23 protein-coding genes and 4 riboswitches are annotated in these 22,559 nt (G+C 45.1%); of the genes, 12 read left to right on the plus strand and 11 right to left on the minus strand.

From position 1 onward, the window contains the following. Positions 1 to 58 precede the first annotated feature (58 nt). Entirely contained in the window at positions 59 to 1,156 is a 1,098-nt protein-coding gene (gene msmX, locus MKX71_RS20055; RefSeq protein WP_003242648.1) for a maltodextrin ABC transporter ATP-binding protein MsmX, read from the minus strand. Positions 1,157 to 1,276: 120 nt separating this feature from the next. Further along, on the minus strand, positions 1,277 to 2,170 hold the full coding sequence (locus tag MKX71_RS20060; RefSeq protein WP_019712848.1) for a PucR family transcriptional regulator: 894 nt from the start codon (positions 2,168 to 2,170) through the stop codon (positions 1,277 to 1,279). Between the two features lie 183 nt (positions 2,171 to 2,353). Here MKX71_RS20060 and MKX71_RS20065 point away from each other — a divergent pair, with 183 nt between their 5' ends. Next, a complete protein-coding gene (locus MKX71_RS20065; RefSeq protein WP_339231547.1) occupies positions 2,354 to 3,811 on the plus strand; it encodes an aldehyde dehydrogenase family protein in 1,458 nt (485 codons plus the stop codon). A 41-nt stretch (positions 3,812 to 3,852) separates the two neighbouring features. Here MKX71_RS20065 and MKX71_RS20070 read toward each other — a convergent pair whose 3' ends face one another. Then, positions 3,853 to 4,689, minus strand: a complete 837-nt coding sequence (locus MKX71_RS20070) for a YitT family protein (protein WP_003242615.1) — start codon at positions 4,687 to 4,689, stop codon at positions 3,853 to 3,855. Positions 4,690 to 4,765: 76 nt separating this feature from the next. Beyond that, positions 4,766 to 4,868, minus strand: a riboswitch (guanidine-I (ykkC/yxkD leader). 388 nt (positions 4,869 to 5,256) lie between these two features. Between MKX71_RS20070 and MKX71_RS20075 the strand changes: the two genes are divergently transcribed. Further along, entirely contained in the window at positions 5,257 to 5,796 is a 540-nt protein-coding gene (locus MKX71_RS20075; protein WP_121549361.1) for a DUF4352 domain-containing protein, read from the plus strand. A 71-nt stretch (positions 5,797 to 5,867) separates the two neighbouring features. On the opposite strand, the gene galE is transcribed toward MKX71_RS20075, so the two are convergent. Next, positions 5,868 to 6,887 carry a UDP-glucose 4-epimerase GalE gene (gene galE / locus MKX71_RS20080; RefSeq protein WP_069322994.1) on the minus strand — a complete coding sequence of 340 codons (1,020 nt, stop codon included), beginning with the start codon at positions 6,885 to 6,887 and terminating at the stop codon, positions 5,868 to 5,870. A 227-nt stretch (positions 6,888 to 7,114) separates the two neighbouring features. On the opposite strand from galE, the gene MKX71_RS20085 reads away from it, so the two are divergent. From MKX71_RS20085 to MKX71_RS20125, 9 genes are all read left to right on the plus strand, one after another. Then, positions 7,115 to 7,588 (plus strand): DUF1453 family protein, encoded by a 474-nt coding sequence (locus tag MKX71_RS20085; protein WP_032722731.1) that lies wholly within the window; start codon positions 7,115 to 7,117, stop codon positions 7,586 to 7,588. A gap of 17 nt (positions 7,589 to 7,605) precedes the next feature. Next, positions 7,606 to 8,826: a two-component system sensor histidine kinase YxjM gene (gene yxjM / locus MKX71_RS20090; RefSeq protein ID WP_167408554.1), complete on the plus strand. Its 1,221-nt coding sequence runs from the start codon at positions 7,606 to 7,608 to the stop codon at positions 8,824 to 8,826. After that, the gene (gene yxjL / locus MKX71_RS20095) at positions 8,813 to 9,469 is read left to right on the plus strand and encodes a two-component system response regulator YxJL (RefSeq protein ID WP_339231549.1); all 657 of its coding nucleotides are present in this window, start codon (positions 8,813 to 8,815) and stop codon (positions 9,467 to 9,469) included. Before yxjM ends, yxjL begins: the two co-directional genes overlap by 14 nt. Positions 9,470 to 9,518: 49 nt before the next feature. Beyond that, the gene (gene pepT, locus MKX71_RS20100) at positions 9,519 to 10,751 is read left to right on the plus strand and encodes a peptidase T (RefSeq protein WP_003244314.1); all 1,233 of its coding nucleotides are present in this window, start codon (positions 9,519 to 9,521) and stop codon (positions 10,749 to 10,751) included. A gap of 104 nt (positions 10,752 to 10,855) precedes the next feature. Next, the gene (locus MKX71_RS20105; protein WP_003227241.1) at positions 10,856 to 10,984 is read left to right on the plus strand and encodes a hypothetical protein; all 129 of its coding nucleotides are present in this window, start codon (positions 10,856 to 10,858) and stop codon (positions 10,982 to 10,984) included. Positions 10,985 to 11,267: 283 nt separating this feature from the next. After that, positions 11,268 to 11,531: a hypothetical protein gene (locus MKX71_RS20110; protein ID WP_010886640.1), complete on the plus strand. Its 264-nt coding sequence runs from the start codon at positions 11,268 to 11,270 to the stop codon at positions 11,529 to 11,531. Between the two features lie 128 nt (positions 11,532 to 11,659). Continuing rightward, positions 11,660 to 12,148 carry an LURP-one-related/scramblase family protein gene (locus tag MKX71_RS20115; RefSeq protein ID WP_144482955.1) on the plus strand — a complete coding sequence of 163 codons (489 nt, stop codon included), beginning with the start codon at positions 11,660 to 11,662 and terminating at the stop codon, positions 12,146 to 12,148. A 65-nt stretch (positions 12,149 to 12,213) separates the two neighbouring features. Then, a riboswitch (SAM riboswitch) is annotated at positions 12,214 to 12,320 on the plus strand. Positions 12,321 to 12,402: 82 nt separating this feature from the next. Then, positions 12,403 to 13,536 (plus strand): 5-methyltetrahydropteroyltriglutamate--homocysteine S-methyltransferase, encoded by a 1,134-nt coding sequence (locus tag MKX71_RS20120; RefSeq protein ID WP_015714961.1) that lies wholly within the window; start codon positions 12,403 to 12,405, stop codon positions 13,534 to 13,536. A gap of 68 nt (positions 13,537 to 13,604) precedes the next feature. Beyond that, positions 13,605 to 13,711, plus strand: a riboswitch (SAM riboswitch). 77 nt (positions 13,712 to 13,788) lie between these two features. Further along, on the plus strand, positions 13,789 to 14,925 hold the full coding sequence (locus MKX71_RS20125) for a 5-methyltetrahydropteroyltriglutamate--homocysteine S-methyltransferase (RefSeq protein ID WP_339231550.1): 1,137 nt from the start codon (positions 13,789 to 13,791) through the stop codon (positions 14,923 to 14,925). Positions 14,926 to 14,976: 51 nt separating this feature from the next. Here the strand turns inward: MKX71_RS20125 and MKX71_RS20130 are convergent, their stop codons facing one another. The 5 genes from MKX71_RS20130 to MKX71_RS20150 all read right to left on the minus strand — a co-directional run bounded on the left by MKX71_RS20130 (position 14,977) and on the right by MKX71_RS20150 (position 19,574). Continuing rightward, complete coding sequence (locus MKX71_RS20130; RefSeq protein ID WP_339231551.1) at positions 14,977 to 15,750, minus strand: 3-hydroxybutyrate dehydrogenase; 774 nt, start codon at positions 15,748 to 15,750, stop codon at positions 14,977 to 14,979. 16 nt (positions 15,751 to 15,766) lie between these two features. Next, complete coding sequence (locus MKX71_RS20135; RefSeq protein WP_339231552.1) at positions 15,767 to 16,417, minus strand: CoA transferase subunit B; 651 nt, start codon at positions 16,415 to 16,417, stop codon at positions 15,767 to 15,769. Then, a complete protein-coding gene (locus MKX71_RS20140) occupies positions 16,414 to 17,130 on the minus strand; it encodes a CoA transferase subunit A (protein ID WP_251187459.1) in 717 nt (238 codons plus the stop codon). The genes MKX71_RS20135 and MKX71_RS20140 overlap by 4 nt, the downstream gene beginning before the upstream one ends. A gap of 23 nt (positions 17,131 to 17,153) precedes the next feature. Beyond that, positions 17,154 to 18,572 (minus strand): GntP family permease, encoded by a 1,419-nt coding sequence (locus MKX71_RS20145; RefSeq protein ID WP_339231554.1) that lies wholly within the window; start codon positions 18,570 to 18,572, stop codon positions 17,154 to 17,156. 153 nt (positions 18,573 to 18,725) lie between these two features. Then, the gene (locus tag MKX71_RS20150) at positions 18,726 to 19,574 is read right to left on the minus strand and encodes a methyltransferase domain-containing protein (protein ID WP_326248549.1); all 849 of its coding nucleotides are present in this window, start codon (positions 19,572 to 19,574) and stop codon (positions 18,726 to 18,728) included. Between the two features lie 385 nt (positions 19,575 to 19,959). Further along, positions 19,960 to 20,061: riboswitch (purine riboswitch) on the plus strand. A gap of 127 nt (positions 20,062 to 20,188) precedes the next feature. On the opposite strand from MKX71_RS20150, the gene MKX71_RS20155 reads away from it, so the two are divergent. Further along, positions 20,189 to 21,382, plus strand: a complete 1,194-nt coding sequence (locus MKX71_RS20155) for a NupC/NupG family nucleoside CNT transporter (protein WP_003227216.1) — start codon at positions 20,189 to 20,191, stop codon at positions 21,380 to 21,382. Between the two features lie 41 nt (positions 21,383 to 21,423). Here MKX71_RS20155 and MKX71_RS20160 read toward each other — a convergent pair whose 3' ends face one another. Continuing rightward, the gene (locus MKX71_RS20160) at positions 21,424 to 22,095 is read right to left on the minus strand and encodes a DUF3298 and DUF4163 domain-containing protein (protein ID WP_029318620.1); all 672 of its coding nucleotides are present in this window, start codon (positions 22,093 to 22,095) and stop codon (positions 21,424 to 21,426) included. Between the two features lie 144 nt (positions 22,096 to 22,239). Next, positions 22,240 to 22,530: a hypothetical protein gene (locus MKX71_RS20165; RefSeq protein WP_014478421.1), complete on the minus strand. Its 291-nt coding sequence runs from the start codon at positions 22,528 to 22,530 to the stop codon at positions 22,240 to 22,242. Positions 22,531 to 22,559 lie beyond the last annotated feature (29 nt).

The following is a 22,559-nucleotide window of genomic DNA, read 5'->3' on the forward strand; positions in this document are numbered from 1 at the left end:
ATTCTGAAATTTTCAATAGCAAAAAACCGGACATGTCTCCATGTCCGGTTTTTTGATCTTATCGGATTCTCACTTCTGTCTCACTGTCAAAGAAATGACCTTTATTCATATCAAATGCGACCGTCAGCTCATCGCCCGATTGAATATCGAGGCGGGCGTCGATCCGCGCAATAAAGTCTTGGTTGTCGATCTGCGAATAAATCATGATTTCAGAACCGAGCAGCTCTGCAACATTGATTTTGGCCTTAATCGAAGAGTTCTTATATGATTCCACGACAATCAATTCATCATGTATATCCTCAGGACGGATGCCGAAGATGACCTCTTTGCCGATGTAGCCTTTTTCACGCAGCACTTTCATTTTTCCTTCCGGGACGGTTAATGCCGCAGAACCGATTTTGATTAAGCCATCCGTGAGCTTCCCTTTGAAAAAGTTCATCGCTGGTGATCCGATAAACCCGCCGACAAAGACGTTTTCAGGGAACTCGTATACATCCTTCGGCGTCCCGATCTGCTGAATTTTCCCATCTTTCATGACTACGATCCGTGTCGCCATCGTTAGCGCTTCTGTCTGGTCATGTGTCACATAAATCGTAGTAGTCTGCAGTCTCTGGTGGAGCTTAATGATTTCCGCCCGCATTTGCACCCTCAGCTTCGCGTCCAGGTTTGACAAAGGCTCATCCATCAGGAACACCTTTGCATCCCGCACGATTGCCCGGCCCAGCGCAACCCGCTGTCTCTGTCCGCCTGACAGCGCTTTCGGTTTACGGTGCAAATATTCCTCCAGCCCGAGAATTTTAGCGGCTTCTTCGACTCTTTTTTTGATTTCAGGCTTCGGCATTTTCCGAAGCTTGAGCCCGAACGCGATATTATCGTAGACCGTCATATGCGGATAGAGCGCGTAGTTCTGAAATACCATCGCGATATCCCTGTCCTTTGGCGCTACATCATTGACCCGTTTTCCTTCAATATAAAAATCGCCTTTCGAAATTTCTTCAAGTCCTGCGACCATTCGCAGCGTCGTTGATTTCCCGCAGCCGGACGGGCCGACGAATACGATAAATTCCTTATCGGCAATATGAAGGTTAAAGTCATCAACCGCCGGTTCCTTTTGATCATAAAATTTATAAATATGCTCCATCCGCAATTCAGCCATCTAACATCCCCCTTTGTCATTGTAAACGCTTTCTTATATTAAGTGTAACAGCAATTCCCTCTCGCTAAAATGGGCAGCGTTCATAAAATCACCCAGCCATTTTTCGTGCATATTTCCAATTTATTCTGAACTTTCATTTTGCAGGCAGATAAAATAGGCAAGAAGCGCGCCTTTGTACGATTTGATATCTATCCCTGACCGCTCAATAAATTTATCAATCCGATATTGCAGGCTGTTGCGATGCAGATGCAGCTTTTTCGCTGTTAATGTGACGTTTGAGTTGTTTTCAATAAACAGCTTAATGGTCTTCCTTAGCTCAGCTTCACTTCCAAATAAAAGCTCAGCTTCTTCAGAGAGCAGCGTTTCCAGTTTTTCTTTTTCTGTTTCTAATAATAGAAAAGGAAAGATCATCTCAAAGGTCACACTCTGCACCTGAGGCAGCCGTTTTTCAGCAAACAGGAAATACGCCTGTTCACGAGCATAATGTTTTCGCAGACACTCATCCGGCTCGTAAAATCTTCCGGCGTAAAAACGGACACTGAAGTAGAAATCACTTTCAAGAACCTTTGCGAGCGATTCCAGTTCGCCCTTCTCCGCCGCCGCTTCACTTTCCTGCTCGACAATCACGCCTCTGTCCTCATGGATCCACACAATCACAAAAGACACCGGCCAAAAATGGCGAACCGCTTCCGTAAAGGACGTCCTTTCTATTTTGCCGAACAAATGAAAGTGAACAAATCTCGTCCGTTTCTTTATGTACGCCGGCAATTCCCCTCTGGAAAAAAGGAACGAAAACCACTTGTTTTCCTCAGGTGATTTCATAGACATTTGATTGCCCTCATCCGCAGGCGTCAAAAATGCCTGCAGCACCAATACTTCTTTTTCACTGATCTCTGTTTTCGGAATGGAGATATATCTCTGATTGCTCTCATCAAAAAAACATAGACAGCCTTCCCTTATGCAAAGCTCCTCAGACACAATCGAACCGGGATAAATAGCCAGCAGCGATTTCATAGAGTCTCCTCTCTTATGTAAGGATCTGTATATTCAGTATAAGGCGAAACACACATGTTCTCCACTAAAAAAGAGTATATCCGGTATAGATAGACGAGAAACTGAAAGGGAAACCTCATTCGTTTACATATTGGCTTCAGCGGAAATAGAAGAAGACATGCAGGACCAAAGGAGGGCCATCTTATGAGTTTCGAAACGTTAAACAAAAGTTTTATCAACGGAAAATGGACTGGGGGAGAAAGCGGACGTACGGAGGACATTTTGAATCCGTATGACCAGTCTGTGATCACAGCAGCATCTTTGGCAACGGGCAAACAGCTGGAGGATGCGTTTGACATTGCAAAGAAAGCCCAAAAAGAGTGGGCCAAGAGCACGACGGAAGACCGAAAAGCCGTCCTGCAAAAAGCGCGCGGCTATTTACAGGAAAACCGTGATGACATCATTTTGATGATTGCCCGCGAAACTGGCGGAACGATCATTAAATCAACAATCGAGCTGGAACAAACGATTGCGATTTTAGATGAAGCCATGACGTATACTGGTGAATTAGGCGGCGTCAAAGAGGTGCCATCCGACATTGAAGGGAAAACCAATAAGATTTACCGCCTTCCGCTAGGTGTCATTTCATCGATTTCTCCATTTAATTTTCCAATGAATTTATCTATGAGATCCATTGCGCCCGCAATTGCGCTGGGTAACAGTGTTGTTCACAAGCCTGATATCCAAACTGCTATTTCCGGCGGGACCATCATTGCGAAAGCGTTTGAACACGCCGGTCTTCCTGCCGGTGTCCTTAACGTCATGCTGACGGATGTAAAGGAAATCGGGGACGGCATGCTCACCAATCCAATCCCGAGATTAATCAGCTTTACAGGATCAACAGCAGTCGGGCGCCACATCGGTGAAATCGCCGGGCGTGCCTTCAAACGAATGGCACTTGAGCTCGGCGGCAACAATCCATTTGCCGTTCTTTCAGATGCGGATGTCGATCGTGCTGTGGATGCCGCGATTTTCGGAAAATTTATTCACCAGGGACAAATCTGTATGATTATCAACAGGATCATCGTTCATCAAGATGTATACGATGAGTTTGTAGAAAAATTCACCGCCCGTGTCAAACAGCTTCCGTACGGCGATCAAACCGATCCGAAAACCGTTGTCGGCCCGCTGATCAACGAGCGCCAAATCGAGAAAGCGCTGGAGATCATTGAGCAGGCAAAGGCAGACGGCATTGAGCTTGCGGTTGAAGGAAAACGCGTCGGAAACGTGCTGACGCCGTACGTCTTTGTCGGTGCGGACAACAACAGCAAAATTGCCCAAACGGAGCTGTTTGCCCCAATCGCAACCATTATTAAAGCTGGCAGCGACCAGGAAGCGATTGACATGGCAAATGATACTGAATACGGCCTCAGCTCTGCGGTTTTCACTTCTGATTTAGAAAAAGGCGAAAAGTTCGCCCTGCAAATTGACAGCGGCATGACCCATGTCAACGACCAGTCCGTCAATGATTCGCCGAATATTGCCTTTGGCGGAAACAAAGCAAGCGGTGTCGGCCGCTTCGGCAATCCGTGGGTCGTCGAGGAATTTACCGTGACGAAATGGATTTCGATACAGAAGCAATACCGCAAATATCCGTTCTAAATGAATAAATCCCTCTGCTTCAAGTACAGAGGGATTTTCCTTTATTTAGATATATCCACAAACCCTTCGCCAAACACATCGCGTACGTCATGAACGATTACAAACGCTTTTTTGTCGCAGCTTCTAATGATTTTTTTCAGCATAGACAGCTCCTGTTTGTTAATGACGATATACAAAATCTCTTTTGACTGGCCCGTATAATTTCCCTTCCCTGATAAAATCGTCACGCCCCGATCCATCAAGGTATTTACCTGCTCTGCAATCTCACTCTTATTTTCTGAAATGACCGTAATGGCTTTTTTCGTATTCAAACCTTCAATGATGAAGTCCATCACTTTGGTACCGATATACAGCATCACGATCGTAAACATCATTTTTTCTGCACCAATAATAAAATAAGAGCTGAATACTACGATTAAATCAAAAAACAAGAGTGCATAGCTGATATTCCAGTCTAAATATTTATTAGCAATTCTGGCCAGAATCGCGGAACCGGCTGTCGTCCCGCCGACCCGGATAATCATGCCGATCCCGACTCCCGCAAATACACCTGCGAAAATCGTATTAATGATCAATTCATCAGACGGAATGCTCCACCCATGTGTCAGATGAAGAAAAAGCGAATTTGCCGCAACCGCAATGATCGTATAAACCGTTGTTTTTCCATCCAGAAACTTGTAGCCGATTAAAAGCAAAAACGCATTTAAGATAAAGTTCGTGACACCAGGAGACCATTGAAACAGATAATACAATATCAGCGTAATCCCAGTGACTCCGCCTTCCCCAAGATCATTGGGAATCGCAAATAAATTAACCGCAAGCGCGAAGAAAAAAGCGCCAATCACAAGCATAAGTACATCCAGCATTCTCTTTTTCATCACGAAAACACTCCTTTTCAATGTTCTGTTCTAGCAAATAAAAAAACCCAGGAGAACGCTCTCGAAAAAGAGCAGAAACTCCTGGGCTTTTATCCCACCGTGTCATAACAGCCAAGCTGCTATGTGTTTTCTCTCGGTCACAGTCCAATTTGCATTGCGGAACCCTAGAAAACCACTGTTTTTATCATATCCTTTTCACTTTCCAATATTAGCATTATAAGGGACGGTTCGAATTGGTTCAAGGGGTATTTGCGGAGTTTTCATCAGATAAGCTGGAAGAAAAAATGATTTATCTATTAAAAAAGAACAGATATAACCGATAAGAAAAAAAGCATATATTTTACAAGTAAATTTAACTATAAATGATAATAATTATGAGAAATTCATAATTTTATATTGACTAAGTGAAATAATATAGGCATTATAGTACATATGTTTCGTACATTTTATTACATAGGAGGAAATATAATGGCAGGAAAACTAGTACCCTGTAAAGCTTGCGGTCAAGAAATTGCAAAGGGTGTAAAAAAATGTCCTAACTGCGGTAAGGATCAACGTAACTTTTTTATGCGACATAAAATCATTACGTTTATTCTCGCAGTTGTTGTCATCATTATTATCGGTAATATGATTGGCGGAGGCGGTTCAGAAGCCACTTCCAAAACATCAAGCAGCAGCAAAGCAGAAACTGAAAAAACATACAATATCGGTGATACTGTAAAAACTGAAAAAACTGAAGTGACAGTTACGAAGGTAGAGGACAGAGATACTGTCGGTACTCAATATGTTGAAAAGAAAGCATCTGAGGGAGGTACTATTGTAGCTGTTCAATATACAATTAAAAACGTATCTAAAAAACCGATTAGCTCTTTTTCAATTCCAACTGTTAAATTAGTTGATGCTGATGGTACTTCTTATGATTCTGATATTGATGCTTCTGTAAACTATGCAACTGAGACAAAAGTTGATAACTCTAAAATTTTGAGTGATCTAAATCCTAATATTAAAGTAACAGGTGTAAAAGCATTTGAAGTTGACAAGGAAGCTTATGCAAAAGGCACTTGGAAACTAAAATTCAGTAATGATGTTATTGTGAAAATCAAATAACAGCTAAAAAGGGTGCCTGTTCAGGCACCCTTGTTCTTTAAAGGCCTTCTCTATTGAGAAGGCCTCCATTCTTATTCCGCACTCTTATACCCATTCACATTAGAAGACTGCCATCTCCAGGAATCAGCACACATTTCCTCAAGGCCGCGTTTCGCTTCCCAGCCCAGTTCCCGCTTGGCTTTCGCAGGATCTGCAAAGCATGTGGCGATGTCTCCCGGACGGCGGTCCGCAAAACGGTACGGAACCTCTTTCCCTGACACTTTTTCAAAGGCTTTGACCATTTCAAGCACGCTGTAGCCTGTGCCTGTTCCAAGGTTGTATGCATCGGCTCCTGTAGAGTTCAATACTTTTTCCAACGCCTTAACGTGGCCTTCTGCGAGATCAACGACGTGAATATAATCACGTACGCCTGTCCCGTCTTTTGTCGGATAGTCATTTCCGAATACGCTTAATTGCTCGAGCTTCCCGACTGCTACCTGTGCCACATACGGCATAAGGTTATTTGGGATTCCGTTCGGGTCTTCACCGATCCGTCCGCTTGGATGCGCGCCGAACGGGTTAAAGTAACGAAGCAGCGCAACGCTCCACTCATTGTCGGCTGTATGCAAATCACGCAATATTTGTTCAAGCATGAGCTTCGTCTGCCCATAAGGATTTGTCGCGCCTAATGGAAAGTCTTCCGTAATCGGCGATGTTTCCGGAACGCCGTACACTGTCGCAGATGAACTGAATACGATTTTCTTGACGCCGAATTTCTCCATGGCCTCGCATAAAATAAACGTTCCTGTCAGATTGTTATGATAATATTTGAGCGGAATCGCCACAGATTCACCGACTGCTTTTAACCCTGCAAAATGAATCACAGCTTCGATTTCATTTTCAGCAAAAACCGCATCTACCGCTTCCCGGTCCAATAAATCTGCTTCGTAGAACGTTAAATCTTTTCCCGTAATCTCCTTGACACGGTTCAGCGCCTCAGCCGAACTGTTGGACAGATTATCAAGAACAACAATCTCGTATCCGCTGTTCAATAATTCAACACATGTGTGGCTGCCAATGTACCCGGCCCCGCCAGTAACAAGTATTGCCATGATGTAACCCTCCTAAAAAATGACCTGTTTTCATTATATAGTGTTTAAAACCGGTCCACATCCATTTTTAAGAAGTTTAATCGTTTATTAATAGTTTTTTCATATATTATCAGCATTTTCATACCTTTATGCAGCGTGAACAAGTATAGCAGCTGAAAAATCAATCTGCCGGTTGACGTTTTTCTTTCCTATTTTCGCTATGCTTAATGCAGAAAGGATTTGATGACATGGCGATGAGCCCTTATATTTTTATTGTATTGATTCTTATTATTTTATCGATGTATCGAGAAAGAACGGTAAAGCCCGGGAAGTTGCTGATCATTCCGCTGCTGCTCTTATGGGGCGTATCAGCATCGTTTCAGCCGGCGTATTTTCATTCCGTATTACATGTGGCGATCAGCGGCATTTTATTACTGATCGGGCTGGCCTGCGGGTTTGGCATTGGGAAGATGGTAAATGTGCGGATTCACCCGGAAACAGGAAAGGTCACTTCACGCGGCTCACTTGGGAGTGTTATCCTCATTCTAGTGATACTTTCTTTGCGCATAGCCGCGAGAACATGGCTGCCTGAGAGCAACGAGATGTTTATTGCCATTATTCATTCTATGTTCTTCGTTCCCCTAGGCACCATTACAGCCCGTAACATCATGCTTTACAAAGCATACAGACGGCTGACCGCCGGCAAAGTATCCATTCAATAACCGAAAGAAGGACCAGCATGAACGGACAATCTCCGGCTCGGCATTACTACAAGAAGCTTGTGCCGAGCCTTATTCTCATTTTGAATTGCATACAATTTTTATCTCATCCAACTAAGGCTGATCCCATTTTGTTAGCATTTGTATTTGCGGTATACTTAGCATTCATTTGGATCATTCCCTATGTGGCATCCGCTGCTGTTAGTTTGAGCATATTCATCGGACTTTGGCTCCTGACCGATTTCTTTTGGGCTGTTTCCGGCCAAGAGCAGAGTGCCGCCTATTTTTTGATTGTATTTTTAATGATATATGCCGCCTTTAGACTCCCTTCACGGCTATCCTTGATCTTCACAGCATGTTTAATTGGAGGCAACATATTACTCCTATCCTCACAAGGGGGAAGCTTGAATACCATCATTAGCAACATCTCGATCATGCTCGGGCTGTACGTCCTCTTCTCCTCCATGCGTTTCAGACGAGAAGCGAGAAGGGAGGCTGAACGGAATCATGCTGAATTGGCAAAAATGCATGTGCAGCTGGAACATGCTCATAAAGAACTCCAGAAAGCGCATGCAGAGCTGCAGGAGGCTTCTGTTCTTTCATTAAGGTACGCGGTCCTTGAGGAACGTACAAGAATTGCCCGCGACATTCATGACAGCATCGGTCACGAGCTGACTTCTGTGATTGTTCAGCTTCAATCCCTTCCCTATATCCTTAAAAGCAGCAAGGAGGATTCAGAAAAAGTCATTCAAAATGTACTGAGTGTCGCCAGGGAATGTCTTCAAGAAGTGCGGTCTGTCGTTCACCAAATGGGCCGTAGTGAATCGATGGTGGGGCTTACCGCTTTGCGGGGGCTCATTCATCAAGTGGAGGAACGGAGCGGCTTGCACGTTTCTTTAGATACTGCCGGACTGTCAGAAGAGTCTTGGCCTCCAAACGTGAGCGAAACGATCTACCGCATCTTGCAGGAAGCGCTGACCAATATCATTCGTCACGCTGACGCTTCTCATGCGGCGGCCGTCATTTCTAATGACAAGTCCCATCTCTATGTCACAATCACCGACGACGGACAATTCACCGGCAGCCTTACTTATGGATTTGGCCTGACAGGAATGAAAGAGCGCGCAGAAAAAGCAGGCGGTTCCCTTACTTTCAGTGCCGTACAGCCGAGCGGCCTGAAAATTGAGCTGTCATTGCCGCTCATGACAACGCATAAGGAGCAAAAAGATGAACAAAGATAACATACGCGTCGCGCTTGCCGATGATCAGCCGCTTGTGCGTGAAGGCTTCCGCTACATCATCAACGCACAGCCGGATATGACGGTTTCTGGCGAGGCCGGCGACGGTCAGGATATTATAGCACTCGCAAAACAAACAAAACCCGATGTCATCCTCATGGATGTCCAGATGCCGCATTGCTCAGGCATCGAAGCGGCGAAAGACATTATGTCCGCACTTCCAGATACAAAGATAGTCATTTTAACCACCTTTGACACGGAAGAATTCGTATTTGAAGGCATCCGTGCGGGCGCAGTCGGCTATCTGCTGAAGGATACACTTCCTGAAGAGCTGATAGATGCGATTCGCGCTGCGGCGAGAGGCGAGGCGATTTTCCGTACAGTCACAGCTGCTAAAATCATCAGTGAGACATTTCGGGCGAAACAGCAAACTCATGCCGAAGAACTGGCAGAGCCGTTCACCAAAAGAGAGCTTGAGGTTCTTCAGCAAATGGCCTACGGACTGAGAAATGAGGATATTGCTGAAAAGCTTTTCGTCAGTGAAAGCACTGTGAAAACCCACGTGCACCGCATCCTGCAAAAATGCAATGCCCAAGACCGGACACAGGCAGTCGTATTTGCCATTCGAAACGGTATTGTGCAATAGAAATCTCTCATCCCGTCATGCTAAAATAAGACAAAGGAGATGATTGGAAATGAAAGAAGAAATCATTGAACGGTTTACTACATATGTAAAAGTCGACACACAGTCCGATGAATCCGTTGACACGTGTCCTTCCACACCCGGCCAATTGACATTAGGAAACATGCTCGTTGATGAATTGAAGTCCATCGGCATGCAGGATGCAGCCATTGATGAAAACGGCTATGTCATGGCAACTCTTCCCTCCAATACTGAAAAAGACGTGCCGACAATCGGCTTTCTCGCTCACGTCGACACCGCTACAGACTTTACCGGCAAAAACGTGAATCCGCAAATCATCGAAAGCTATGATGGAAAAGACATTGTTCTTAACGAACAGCTGCAGGTCACCCTGTCACCTGATCAATTCCCTGAGCTGTCTGGCTATAAGGGCCATACACTCATCACCACAGACGGCACCACCCTTCTCGGCGCAGACAATAAGGCCGGTATCGCTGAAATCATGACAGCCATGGATTACCTCATCAAACACCCTGAAATCAAGCACGGCACAATCAGAGTCGCCTTTACGCCTGATGAAGAAATCGGAAGAGGGCCGCACAAATTTGATGTGAAACGGTTCAATGCTTCCTTTGCCTACACGGTTGACGGCGGGCCGCTCGGCGAGCTTGAATATGAAAGCTTCAATGCCGCTGCCGCAAAAATTACGATTAAAGGCAACAACGTACATCCCGGAACAGCTAAAGGAAAAATGATCAACTCTGCGAAAATCGCGATGAAGCTGAACAGCCTGCTGCCGGCAGACGAAGCGCCTGAATATACGGAAGGTTATGAAGGATTCTACCACCTGCTGTCGATTCAAGGAGACGTAGAGGAAACAAAGCTCCACTACATTATCAGAGACTTTGACAAAGAGAATTTCCAAAACAGAAAAGAAACAATGAAGCGTGCCGTTGAAGAACTTCAAAACGAATACGGGCAAGACCGGATTCTGCTGGATATGAACGACCAATACTACAACATGAGAGAGAAAATTGAACCTGTCATCGAAATCGTCAACATTGCCAAGCAAGCGATGGAAAACCTCGGCATCGAACCGAAGATTTCCCCCATCCGCGGCGGCACCGACGGATCACAGCTATCCTACATGGGGCTTCCGACGCCAAACATCTTTACAGGCGGGGAAAACTTCCACGGCAAATTTGAATACATCTCAGTTGATAACATGGTCAAAGCCGTAAATGTCATCGTTGAGATTGCAAAGCAGTTTGAAGCGCAAGCATAATGCCAAAAGCCAGTCCAAAAAAGGACTGGCTTTTTTGTGTGAAAATGAAACATTTTAAACACGTCCTCCGTAAAACAAGTATCAACAAATGAGGAGGAAAAACAATGACAAAACATGCAATCGCTGCAAAGAGTCTCTTGAAAAAATGGATCATTTCCAGGCCGCTTAACATGCAAAAGAAATCCAGCCCATTTCAAAAAATCAGAAAAATGTTCAAACGCTTCTTCAAATAAAACATTCAAATCCCCAAAATTCAATTCACCCGTACCGCCCAAATGCTCCGTAATTTGGGTTTTTTGTGTTCAATTCCGCAAAATAGGGTATAAACCAAACAAGCAAGAAAACAGCACCCAAAAACAGGTAATTCGAATTACGTAAACTTAGGTTAAAAGTTGTATAAAGGAATTTATTTTATCGTCGATAGTAACTATAGAACCAATCATCAACAAGAGCAAACAGCGTAATTCAAGACTATTTTCAGGTCATCAGGTAATACTGTTTTAGAGGGACAGTTTCTTGTTATTTATTGATTTAGAATTTTTTGAATACTTTTTGGCATTTTATCCGTACAATAGAGAGTACCAAAACTTTTTTTGGGAGGTATGTAATATGATCCTATTTATTATCATCGCATTATGCGGCTATCTTCTTTTTTCTTTCAGCAAGGACAATCGCCGCAAACCGCAAAAGACAAGCCCTCTGCCAGCAGCCGCACCTCATCACAACAACCTAATCGACCTTGACGCCATCCGCCAAAAACGCCGGATGCATCTTTCCTAATTCTATATTTCAAACGAAAAGGCTGCTGAATCACGCAGCCTTTTAAAATTGGTTTGATTTAGAGCCTGAAACCTTTTCGCCACCTATCCGTAATTTCATACAAGGCAAACCCAAAGGAGACTTCAGCAATGATCGAGTTATTTATGAAACAAAAAATGTTCTCATTTAAAGATGCATTTCACATTTATGACCGGGATGAACAAGAAACATTCAAGGTGGAGGGGCGTTTTTTCTCGTTAGGAGACTCATTACAAATGACAGACTCATCTGGGAAAACGCTCGTTTCCATAGAACAAAAACTAATGTCTTTATTGCCGCGCTATGAGATTTCAATTGGCGGGAAAACAGTTTGTGAGGTAACGAAGAAAGTAACGTTTTTCAAACAGAAATTTGTGATTTCCGGGCTTAACTGGGAAATCGATGGTGATTTATGGAGGGATGAATTCCAACTGACGGACGGGGAAAATGTCCGGATGTCAGTGAGCAAAAAGTGGCTCAGCTGGGGTGATTCCTATCACTTGCAGATTGCAAACGAGGAAGATGTTCTGATTTGCACTGCCATCGCTATCGTACTTGATATGGTTTTATATAACGATGAAAATGAAAGTATTTTCTAAAAAGTATTGACAATTGATCCAAAAGTAATAATATTAAGATAATTGAAATCTGAATATGAAGTTATACCTTATCAAGAGAGGTGGAGGGACTGGCCCTATGATACCCGGCAACCGCTGTTTCAAACAGAATGGTGCTAAATCCTTAAGAACATTGTGTTCTTGCAGATGAGGCGGAGATTTGATCGTTCAAGCTCTTCCTTACACAAAGGAAGAGCTTTTTACATGCTCAATATTTCAGAAAAGAGGCGAATAACATGGCTCAACAAACGAATGTTGCAGGACAAAAAACAGAAAAACAACGCAAAGCACCTTTCCGCGCCGATCATGTCGGCAGTTTGCTTCGTTCCGTTCCGGTAAAGGAAGCCCGGCAAAAAAAAGCGGCTGGTGAGATGACAGCGGAACAGCTTCGTGATATCGAAAATCAAGAGATCACCCGCATCGTGGAAAAACAAAAAGAAATCGGTCTCGATGTGGTAACAGACGGGGAATTCCGGCGTTCCTGGTGGCATTATGACTTCCTGGAAGGGCTTGACGGTGTGGAACCGTTCATCCCGGCTGAGGGGATTCAGTTCCATAACACAAAAACGAAAGCGCGCAGCATCAAAGTGACGGGAAAACTCGATTTTACGAGCCACCCAGCGCTCGCTGATTATCAATTTTTACATGAGATTGCCGGTAACGCGACGCCAAAATTGACCATTCCCAGCCCAAATATGCTGTTTTTTGGCGAAAAGGCGGATAAAGGGATTTATGACGATCAAGAGGAATATTTTCATGATCTGGCACAAGCATACAAAAAAGCAATCAAAGCCTTCTATGATGCTGGCTGTCGTTATCTCCAGCTCGATGATACGTCATGGTCTCTCTTCTTTGAGGAAAAAGGCAGAGAGGTTGTCCGGGCGCTCGGCGGTGATCCAGAAACATTGCCAGCCATATTTGCCAAAACAATTAACGATGCCGTCGCAGACCGGCCTGACGATTTAACGATCACAATGCACATTTGCCGCGGCAACTTCCGCTCAACCTGGGCGGCATCGGGAGGGTACGACGCTGTAGCGGAAACGATTTTGGACGGCTTAAACCTTGACGGCCTTTTCTTGGAATACGATGATGACCGCTCCGGAAACTTCGATCCGCTCCGTTTTGTGAAACGCAAGGATCTGCAAATCGTGCTTGGCTTGATCACATCGAAATACGGCGAGCTTGAAAATCCTGAGGATGTGAAACGCCGTATCAATGAAGCGGCGCGTTTTGTCAGCTTGGACCAGCTGTGCCTCAGCCCGCAGTGCGGTTTCGCCTCTACAGAAGAAGGCAACCTTTTGACAGAGGAACAGCAATGGGCCAAGCTTCGCCATGTCATCGACATCGCCAACGATGTGTGGAGATAATCTATCATTGACAGAAATAGAAAATGTGTGAATAATAGATACTATCAGAAAATTTCATAAAAAGGTTTTCCTTATCAAGAGAGGTGGAGGGACTGGCCCTGCGATACCCGGCAACCGCTGTTTAACAGAATGGTGCTAAATCCTTTAGAGCAATGATTGCTCTTGAAGATAAGGTTGAGATTGTCACGCAAGCTCTTCCTTATCCAAAGGAAGAGCTTTTTTATATTTGAATGGAAAGAAGGAATGGACAACATGTCACAACAAACAACACCCGCAGAACAAAAATCACTTCAAAGAAAAAAACCGCCGTTTCGCGCGGATCAAGTCGGAAGCCTGCTAAGATCTGAGCCCGTCAAAAAAGCGCGGCTGCAAAAAGCGGCCGGCGAAATGACCGCTGAGCAGCTTCGCCAAATTGAAAACGATGAAATCATCCGCATTGTGGAAAAACAGAAGGAAACCGGCCTGAACGTCGTGACAGACGGTGAATTCCGCAGAGCATGGTGGCACTTTGATTTCCTGGAAAACTTAGATGGCGTTGAGCCGTTTACTCCTGAGCAAGGCATTCAATTCCATAACGTACAGACAAAAGCACGCGGCATTAAAGTCACAGGTGATATCGACTTTTCAACTCACCCAATGCTTGAAGATTACTCATTTCTCCATAGCATTGCCGGTGACGCGACGCCAAAGATGACGATTCCAAGCCCGAATATGCTGTTTTTCCGCGGAAAACTGGAAAAGGATGCGTATAAAAAAGATTATCACCTTTTCCAGCATGATGTATCCAAAGCATATAAAAAAGCGATTCAAGCGTTTTATGACAGAGGCTGCCGCTACCTTCAGCTTGATGATACAGCGTGGGCCGTTTTCTTATCTGAAAAAGGCTTAAAACAAATCGAAGCGTTCGGAACAACGCCTGACGAGCTTCGCCAGCTGTTTGCGAAATCCATTAACGACGCGATTGCAGACCGCCCGGATGACTTGACGGTAACCATGCATATTTGCCGCGGCAACTTCCAGTCCACTTGGACAGCGGAAGGCGGCTATGACGCAGCAGCCGAAACCATTTTTGACGGCTTGAATCTTGACGGACTTTTCTTAGAGTATGATGATTCACGCTCAGGCGGATTTGAGCCGCTCCGTTACGTAAAACGGTCTGATCTTCAGCTTGTTCTTGGCTTAGTGACATCTAAATTCGGTGAGCTTGAAAATCCGGATGACGTGAAACGCCGTATCGAAGAAGCGTCCCGTTATGTAAGCTTAGACCAGCTTTGCCTCAGCCCTCAATGCGGATTTGCTTCAACTGAGGAAGGCAACAAGCTGACTGAAGAACAGCAATGGGCGAAGCTCCGCCATGTGGTTAAGATCGCTAATGATGTTTGGAAATAAGCAAAGAAAAAACACACTTGATCCCTAGCGGAGCAAGTGTGTTTTTTTATGTCACTGTGCGGTGTAGCCCCCATCAAGGACGACAGCCTGCCCAGTGACGCCCTTCGCCTTCTCGCTTGCCAAAAACACGGCATAATCCGCAATTTCCTTGACGGAAAGCAGTCGCTTTTGCGGCACAAGCGGAAAAATGACTTGTTCAAGTACAGAGTCGTAAGGGACATTTCTAGTTTTCGATAGATCGCTAAGCTGATTGCGTACAAGCTGGGTATCGACATAACCCGGACAGAGCGCATTGACTGTTATGTCGTGGGGCGCGCCTTCCAGCGCCCCTACTTTTGTGAGTCCAATGACGCCGTGCTTGGCGCTATTATAAGCGGATTTCCCTGCAAAGCCCACTAATCCATTAACAGACGCAATATTAATGATTCTGCCAAACTGCTGTTTTTTCATGATCGGAAAAACATGCTTCATTGCAATAAAGGGGGCCGTCAGCATGACCTTGATCAGCTGTTCAAAGGTGTCTGTCGGAAACTCTTCAATCGGAGCGACGTGCTGAATACCGGCATTGTTCACCAGAATATCCAAGCGGCCGTATCGTTTTTGAATGACGTTCACCGTATCAGCAACTTGCGCTTCCTTTGTCACATCATACGGAATGGCCGCCGCGTCAAAGCCTTCTTCTGCAAGCTTGGAGACTGCTTTTTCACATGCTTCCGGACGGAGGTCTGAAACGATGACGCTGGCGCCTTCACGGGCGAATTCTCTTGCCATTTCGAATCCGATTCCGCCGGCAGCCCCTGTCACCAAGGCGACTTGTTTTCTCATGTCAAACACCTTCCCATTAAGAATTGAGTACAGACTGGCTTACAGCGAAATCAGCTTCTGTTTTTTCATAAACCTCTTCAATTGTGACACCATCCTGAAGCTCCGTCAGTGTCATGCGACCGTTCACAAAATCAAATACAGCCAAATCCGTAATCAGCCTGTGTACGACTTTCTGGCCTGTCAGCGGAAGGGAGCATGTTTTTTTCACCTTTGATTCACCATGCTTATTGACGTGCTCCATGATGACAACGATCCGTTTCGCCCCGTTGACGAGATCCATAGCGCCGCCCATCCCTTTTACCATTTTGCCCGGGATCATCCAATTGGCCAAATCACCCTGCTCCGAAACCTCCATTCCACCAAGAATAGCCAAATCGATATGCCCGCCTCTTATCATCGCGAATGACTCAGCGCTGTCAAAATAAGAGGCGCCGGTCACTTCAGTGATCGTTTCCTTTCCCGCATTGATCAAATCCGCGTCTTCCGTTCCTTCCAGAGGATAGGGGCCAATTCCGAGCAAGCCGTTTTCCGACTGAAGCATGACGTGAACGCCGTCGGGTATCTCATTTGCGACAAGCGTCGGCATGCCAATCCCGAGATTCACATTCATGCCGTCCTTGATTTCTTGTACAGCCCGTTTGACCATTCGTTTTCTCGCTTTCTTCACTTGGCCTCACCCTTTCCCGATGCTTGCTGAACTGTTCGTTTTTCTATCCGTTTTTCTTGGCTCGCGCCAAGCACGACATGCTGTACGTAAATTCCCGGCGTATGGATGTGATCTGGATCGAGCTCTCCTGCTTCCACGATTTCTTCCGCCTCGGCAATCGTGATCTTGCCTGCCATGGCGGCAATGGGATTGAAATTTCTCGCCGTTTTCCTAAAAACCAAATTGCCCATGGTGTCCGCTTTCCACGCTTTGACGATCGCCACATCGCCGGTAATGCCTCGCTCCAGCACATAAGTCCGGCCGCCGAATGTTTTATGTTCCTTTCCCTCGGCTATGGAGGTGCCGACGCCTGTCGCCGTATAAAATCCCGGTATGCCTGCACCGCCTGCACGAATTCTCTCAGCGAGCGTTCCTTGGGGAACAAGCTCGACCTCAAGCTCTCCGCTTAAAAACTGCCGCTCAAAAATTTTATTTTCACCAACATAGGAAGCGATCATTTTCTTGATTTGCTTGTTAGCCAGAAGCAAACCAAGCCCCCAGTCATCGACTCCGCAGTTATTGCTGACAACGGTCAAATCCTTTACTCCCCGATCTCTTATAGACAAAATGAGCTGTTCAGGGATGCCGCACAGCCCAAACCCTCCCGCGATCAGCGTATCCCCATCATGAATCAGTTTCGCAGCTTCCTTGCTTGATGACAGCACTTTTCCCATATTGATGCCCCTTTCGTTTTCTTCTACACTAGACCAGTCAGGCTGTAAATCGCGATCACAGCAAATACGGCAGCCGTTTTAATGAGCGTGATCGCAAAAATATCGCGATAGGATTGCCGGTGGGTCAAACCCGTCACGGCCAGAAGCGTGATAACGGCGCCATTATGCGGCAGTGTATCCATCCCGCCTGATGCCATTGAAATGACCCGATGCATCACCTCTGGCGGAATATTGTAAGCCTGAATCGCATGTAAGTATTGTTCTGACATCGCGCTTAACGCAATGCCCATTCCTCCTGAAGCCGAGCCGGTGATTCCCGCCAGCGCAGTTGTTGTAACGGCGCCATTGACAAGCGGATCGGTAAAAGTATGTGAAATTCCGCTGCTCAGCTTATGAAACCCCGGCAGCGCGGCGATAATGCCGCCGAACCCGTACTCGGCACCCGTATTCATAGATGCCAGCAAGGCGCCGCCGATCCCTTCATTCAGCCCTTCCTTCATTTGGGCAAACACACTTCTCCAATCAAATAAAATCGTTGTGATGATGCCAATCACTAAAGCAATCTCCACCGACCAAATAGCAGCCGCTGAAGAAATATCAAGCCTGCCGAACTCCTTTAATCCTATGGAAGAAAAATCAAATCCATTCGGATACCACTTTGGCAGGTAAATGGTGAAATATTTATTCACTGCACCGACGAGAATAAGCGGGACAAAGGCAAGCGCGTGCCGAATCGGGCTTTTGTCCGGTTCAGCCGCGGACTCAATCGATTCAGGAGCAGGAGCATTCTGCGAATCAAAACCGCCATAGCCTTCGCCAGATGCCTGCGCTTTTTTCCGCCTTGATTCCAAATAGAGCATCCCAGCTGCCAGCACAATCACTGCGCCCATCAAGCCCAGCCAAGGGGCGGCATAAATGTCTGTTTTGAAAAACGACGTCGGAATGACATTTTGGATTTGCGGCGTTCCCGGAAGTGCGTCCATCGTAAACGTAAAAGCCCCTAAAGCAATCGTTCCCGGGATGAGGCGTTTCGGTATATTTGCTTCTTGGAACATGTTTTTCGCAAAAGGATATACGGCAAATACGACAACAAACAGGCTGACACCGCTGTACGTCAAGACAGCACCCATCAGCACAATGGCAAGTATCGCTCTTTTTGCCCCGACAAGCCGGACAATTGTTTTCGCGATTGATGCCGCAAGCCCGGCCATTTCAACGACCTTTCCAAAAATGGCACCGAGCAAAAACACTGGGAAATACAGCTTAATAAAACCCGCCATCTTCTCCATAAAAATTGATGAAAAAAAAGGAAGCACATGGCTTGGATCTGTCAGCAGCACCGCGAATAACGCGCAAATCGGCGCAAACAATATGACAGAAAATCCCCGATACGCCGTAAACATCAGCAAACCTAACGCCAATAGAATGATGATCAGTTCCACACACACATCCCCCGTTTCCGCGAACTAGAAAGCGTTTACATAAACCTGTCCGCATCGGCTGTTTCCGTCCCCTTTCCATATGTACGAGAAGCGTGGGCCAACTATTCCGATTAAAAAAGGAAAGCTCCTTTTTTCGGAGCTTTCCTCTGCCATTCATTTCATTCCTATTAGGATATCAACATCAACCGTAATATCGGCTGATTTCATCTCTTTCAGGAGGCTGACTCGATCTTTCGGCGCCGACCAGGCAAGCGGCGTCATCTTGAGAAGCCAGTGGATCGCCTGCTGGTCAAGCGTTTTAACATAGCGCAGCCTGACAGGACGGCTGTGTGCTGCATTTGCTGCAAAACGCTCAACAGCTGCCACATTGGAATACGTGCGCCTTGGTGAATCAGTATATAAAAATTGCCTTAATTCTATTAAATAGTCGCTTCGCGGCACTACTTTTACGAGCATGCCATCATTCTTCAGCAGTCTATGAAACTCTGCATAATTGGACGGCGAAAAAATAGACAGAACAACATCAAATTGGCGATCATGAAAAGGAGCACGCGCCACATCGGCAACCGCCCACATCTGATCTTTGAATGCCTTAGAAGCTTTTAAGATCCCATCTTTCGAAAGATCTATGCCGGTTCCTATCGCTGCTTTCCCTGCATAATCAAACCCGCAAAGCGCATTCAAATGAGAACCCTCACCGCAACCGCTGTCCAGGATGGTGAATGCCTCATGACCAGATGTGGGATGACTGATGAGTTCTGCAATCGCATCATGGAGCGGGTCAAAAAAACCACATTCTCCAATCAGCCTGCTCCTCGCTTCAAAAAGCTCAGCACCGTAACTGGTTTTGACCGGCTTCGTCAGAAAGTTCACGTAGCCGTGCCGAGATAGATCAAATGTATGTCCTCGTTCTGTACAAATCAAGCTTTTCCCTGATGCCGCATCCATAGAAGAAACGCAGAGCGGGCATCGAAACATGCTGAAATCAACTGTTCGCTTCATGATAAAAACACCTCATTCATTCATTTTTGGATAAATGAAAAAGGCATAGACAAATAAACCTAGGCCTATCTCAAAAATTGGCCAGGTCTGGCAGTTTGTCTACACCTGTCATTATCTATAACGAATGAATTGGATAATCATGAAAAAAACTCCCTTTCTGCTGTATGGGTTTCCCCGTTTCCATCATACAACAAATATCCAGGAGCTGGAACCTAATAGTGAAGAAAAATCAGTACTGACATGCTGGTATCCCGCCAACATCATATCAGCATAGCAATCCAGCATGTTTTTCCTTTATTTTCTCATTTTAGAATATAAATTTTATTATTGTGAAAATAGTTAAAAAGGTTGATTTTCAAAAAGTGAAAGGATAAAATACTGCTATCATCTTAGAAAAAGACATTCTTGTATATGATCAGTAATATGGTCTGATTGTTTCTACCTAGTAACCGTAAAAAACTAGACTACAAGAAAGTTTGAATAAATTTGAACGAGTTGAAAAGGACAAGTTCTTTTCTGTTTGCTCTTATTTTTCACACTTTCTGCACTTCCAGAATTTGTGAAGGATAAGAGCTTTTTTTGTTTCCATAATAACCCTCATAGGAGTTGCTATCATGTACTTTTTACTAAACCTTGTCGGTCTCATTGTGATTATGGCAGTTGTATTCCTATGTTCTCCGCAGAAAAAGAAAATCAAGTGGCGCCCGATCATTACGTTAATTGTTCTGGAATTGCTGATTACTTGGTTTATGCTGGGAACAAAAGTCGGAAGCTGGGCCATCGGTAAAATCGGTGATTTCTTCACTTGGCTGATTGCTTGCGCCAGTGACGGTATCGCGTTTGCCTTTCCGTCAGTGATGGCGAATGAAACAGTAGACTTTTTCTTTAGTGCGCTTCTTCCAATTATCTTTATCGTCACATTCTTTGATATTTTAACGTATTTCGGCATTTTGCCTTGGCTGATTGATAAAATCGGATGGGTGATTTCAAAGGCTTCCCGCTTGCCGAAATTAGAAAGCTTTTTCTCTATTCAAATGATGTTTCTTGGAAATACCGAAGCACTTGCGGTTATCCGCCAGCAGCTAACGGTTTTAAGCAACAACCGCCTGCTCACATTCGGCTTAATGAGCATGAGCAGCATCAGCGGCTCCATTATCGGATCTTATCTTTCAATGGTGCCTGCGACATACGTGTTTACAGCCATTCCTTTGAACTGCTTAAACGCGCTGATTATCGCAAACCTGCTGAATCCTGTTCACGTGCCGGAGGATGAAGATATCATCTATACACCGCCTAAAGAAGAGAAGAAAGACTTTTTCTCTACGATTTCTAACAGTATGCTTGTCGGCATGAACATGGTTATCGTTATTTTGGCAATGGTGATCGGATATGTCGCATTAACGTCAGCAGTTAATGGCATTCTTGGCGTTTTCGTACACGGCCTGACCATCCAGACGATTTTTGCTTATCTGTTCAGTCCGTTCGCATTCCTGCTTGGACTGCCAGTGCACGATGCGATGTATGTTGCTCAGCTGATGGGCATGAAATTAGCAACAAACGAGTTTGTTGCGATGCTTGACTTGAAAAACAATCTCAAATCCCTTCCGCCTCACACCGTTGCGGTGGCGACGACATTCCTGACGTCCTTTGCAAACTTCAGTACTGTCGGCATGATTTACGGCACGTACAATTCGATCCTTGACGGAGAAAAATCAACGGTCATCGGGAGAAACGTGTGGAAGCTGCTCGTCAGCGGAATTGCGGTATCTTTATTAAGTGCTGCGATTGTCGGCCTGTTTGTGTGGTAGAAACATTGAGCCATATCCCTTTTCGGATATGGCTCTTTTCATTATTGATAAATAGAGGCTGGCACCTGCACATTCCGGATTCCCGCTGCATAAGGCCCCAAGTCATACTGGCCAAAGACGATGGCGATCCCGTTTGCCGTAAAGTAAAACATTGTGTCTTTGTTTAGGGTTATATCCTCTTTCTTAACATCAGGGAAAAACAGCTCATCGTGTTTTTTGATATAGCTATATAGATAATCTCTCGTTTTGCTGACTTTTGTTTTGGTGTTCAGAATCTGATCCAGCGTCACCCGCTTTTGTGCTTTCAAGTCATAGTTGAAGGACTGGACAGACGTTAGACCGTGGGCGCCCCCTGAATAGATATAATTGAGTGTTTGAATGCTGAGCTTGCCTGCCGCATTGTATTTGACGCTGAAGGATGTTTGATATTCCGTTTTAAAGCCCTGCTGTTCGCCTGCTTTTTTGTTTTTCAGGTATTCCTGATACGATTGTTCAATGTAGGCTTTCAACTCTTGATTGATTTTCTTTTCAAACGCGGCATTCCCGACGTGATGCACTTGTGGATACGTTAACTCCTTGATCTTTTTGTACGTATGGGTGCTGACAGTCGGTGTTTTCGTTTGAACTGCTTTTAGAGATGGGGCCGCATATGCAACTATGGAAAAAAGCAAGACTGCAATCCCCGCTGCTTTCAGCATGTTATTCCATTTCATACGATCTCCTCCTTTGATGTCGTTGTTTAACATTCCCTTATTTAAGCAATACACACTTTTATAGACTGATTAAATTGAAAGAAGTTTCTAGGTCTAACAGCATGATTTTTCCAATAAAAAAAGAGACACAGGATGTCTCTTTTTTTACTGTTTGCGCCCAGAAATCGCTTCATGAACGGCCTGTGCCAAATCTGTATTTCCGAACATCTCTAATACCGCAATGACAGTCTGGTCCGGAATGTGCTCTGCTTCGTGTTTTGGCACGACCAGATCGTCCATGGTTTTTTTCAAGCTTTCATTCAGCTTTTGCTGCGGATACGCTTTGGCGTACAGCTCCATCGGATCAAGATCATGGTTCACGCACCACTGGGCAAACACCAAAATCATCATATTTTCATCGCGTTCGTAAGCTTCAGCGAGCTGTTTTTCGTTCATAGTTATATACTCCTGCAATATAGTTAAAT

Origin of the sequence: Bacillus sp. FSL M8-0071, assembly GCF_037975455.1 — a bacterium.
Classification (GTDB): Bacteria; Bacillota; Bacilli; order Bacillales; family Bacillaceae; genus Bacillus; species Bacillus subtilis.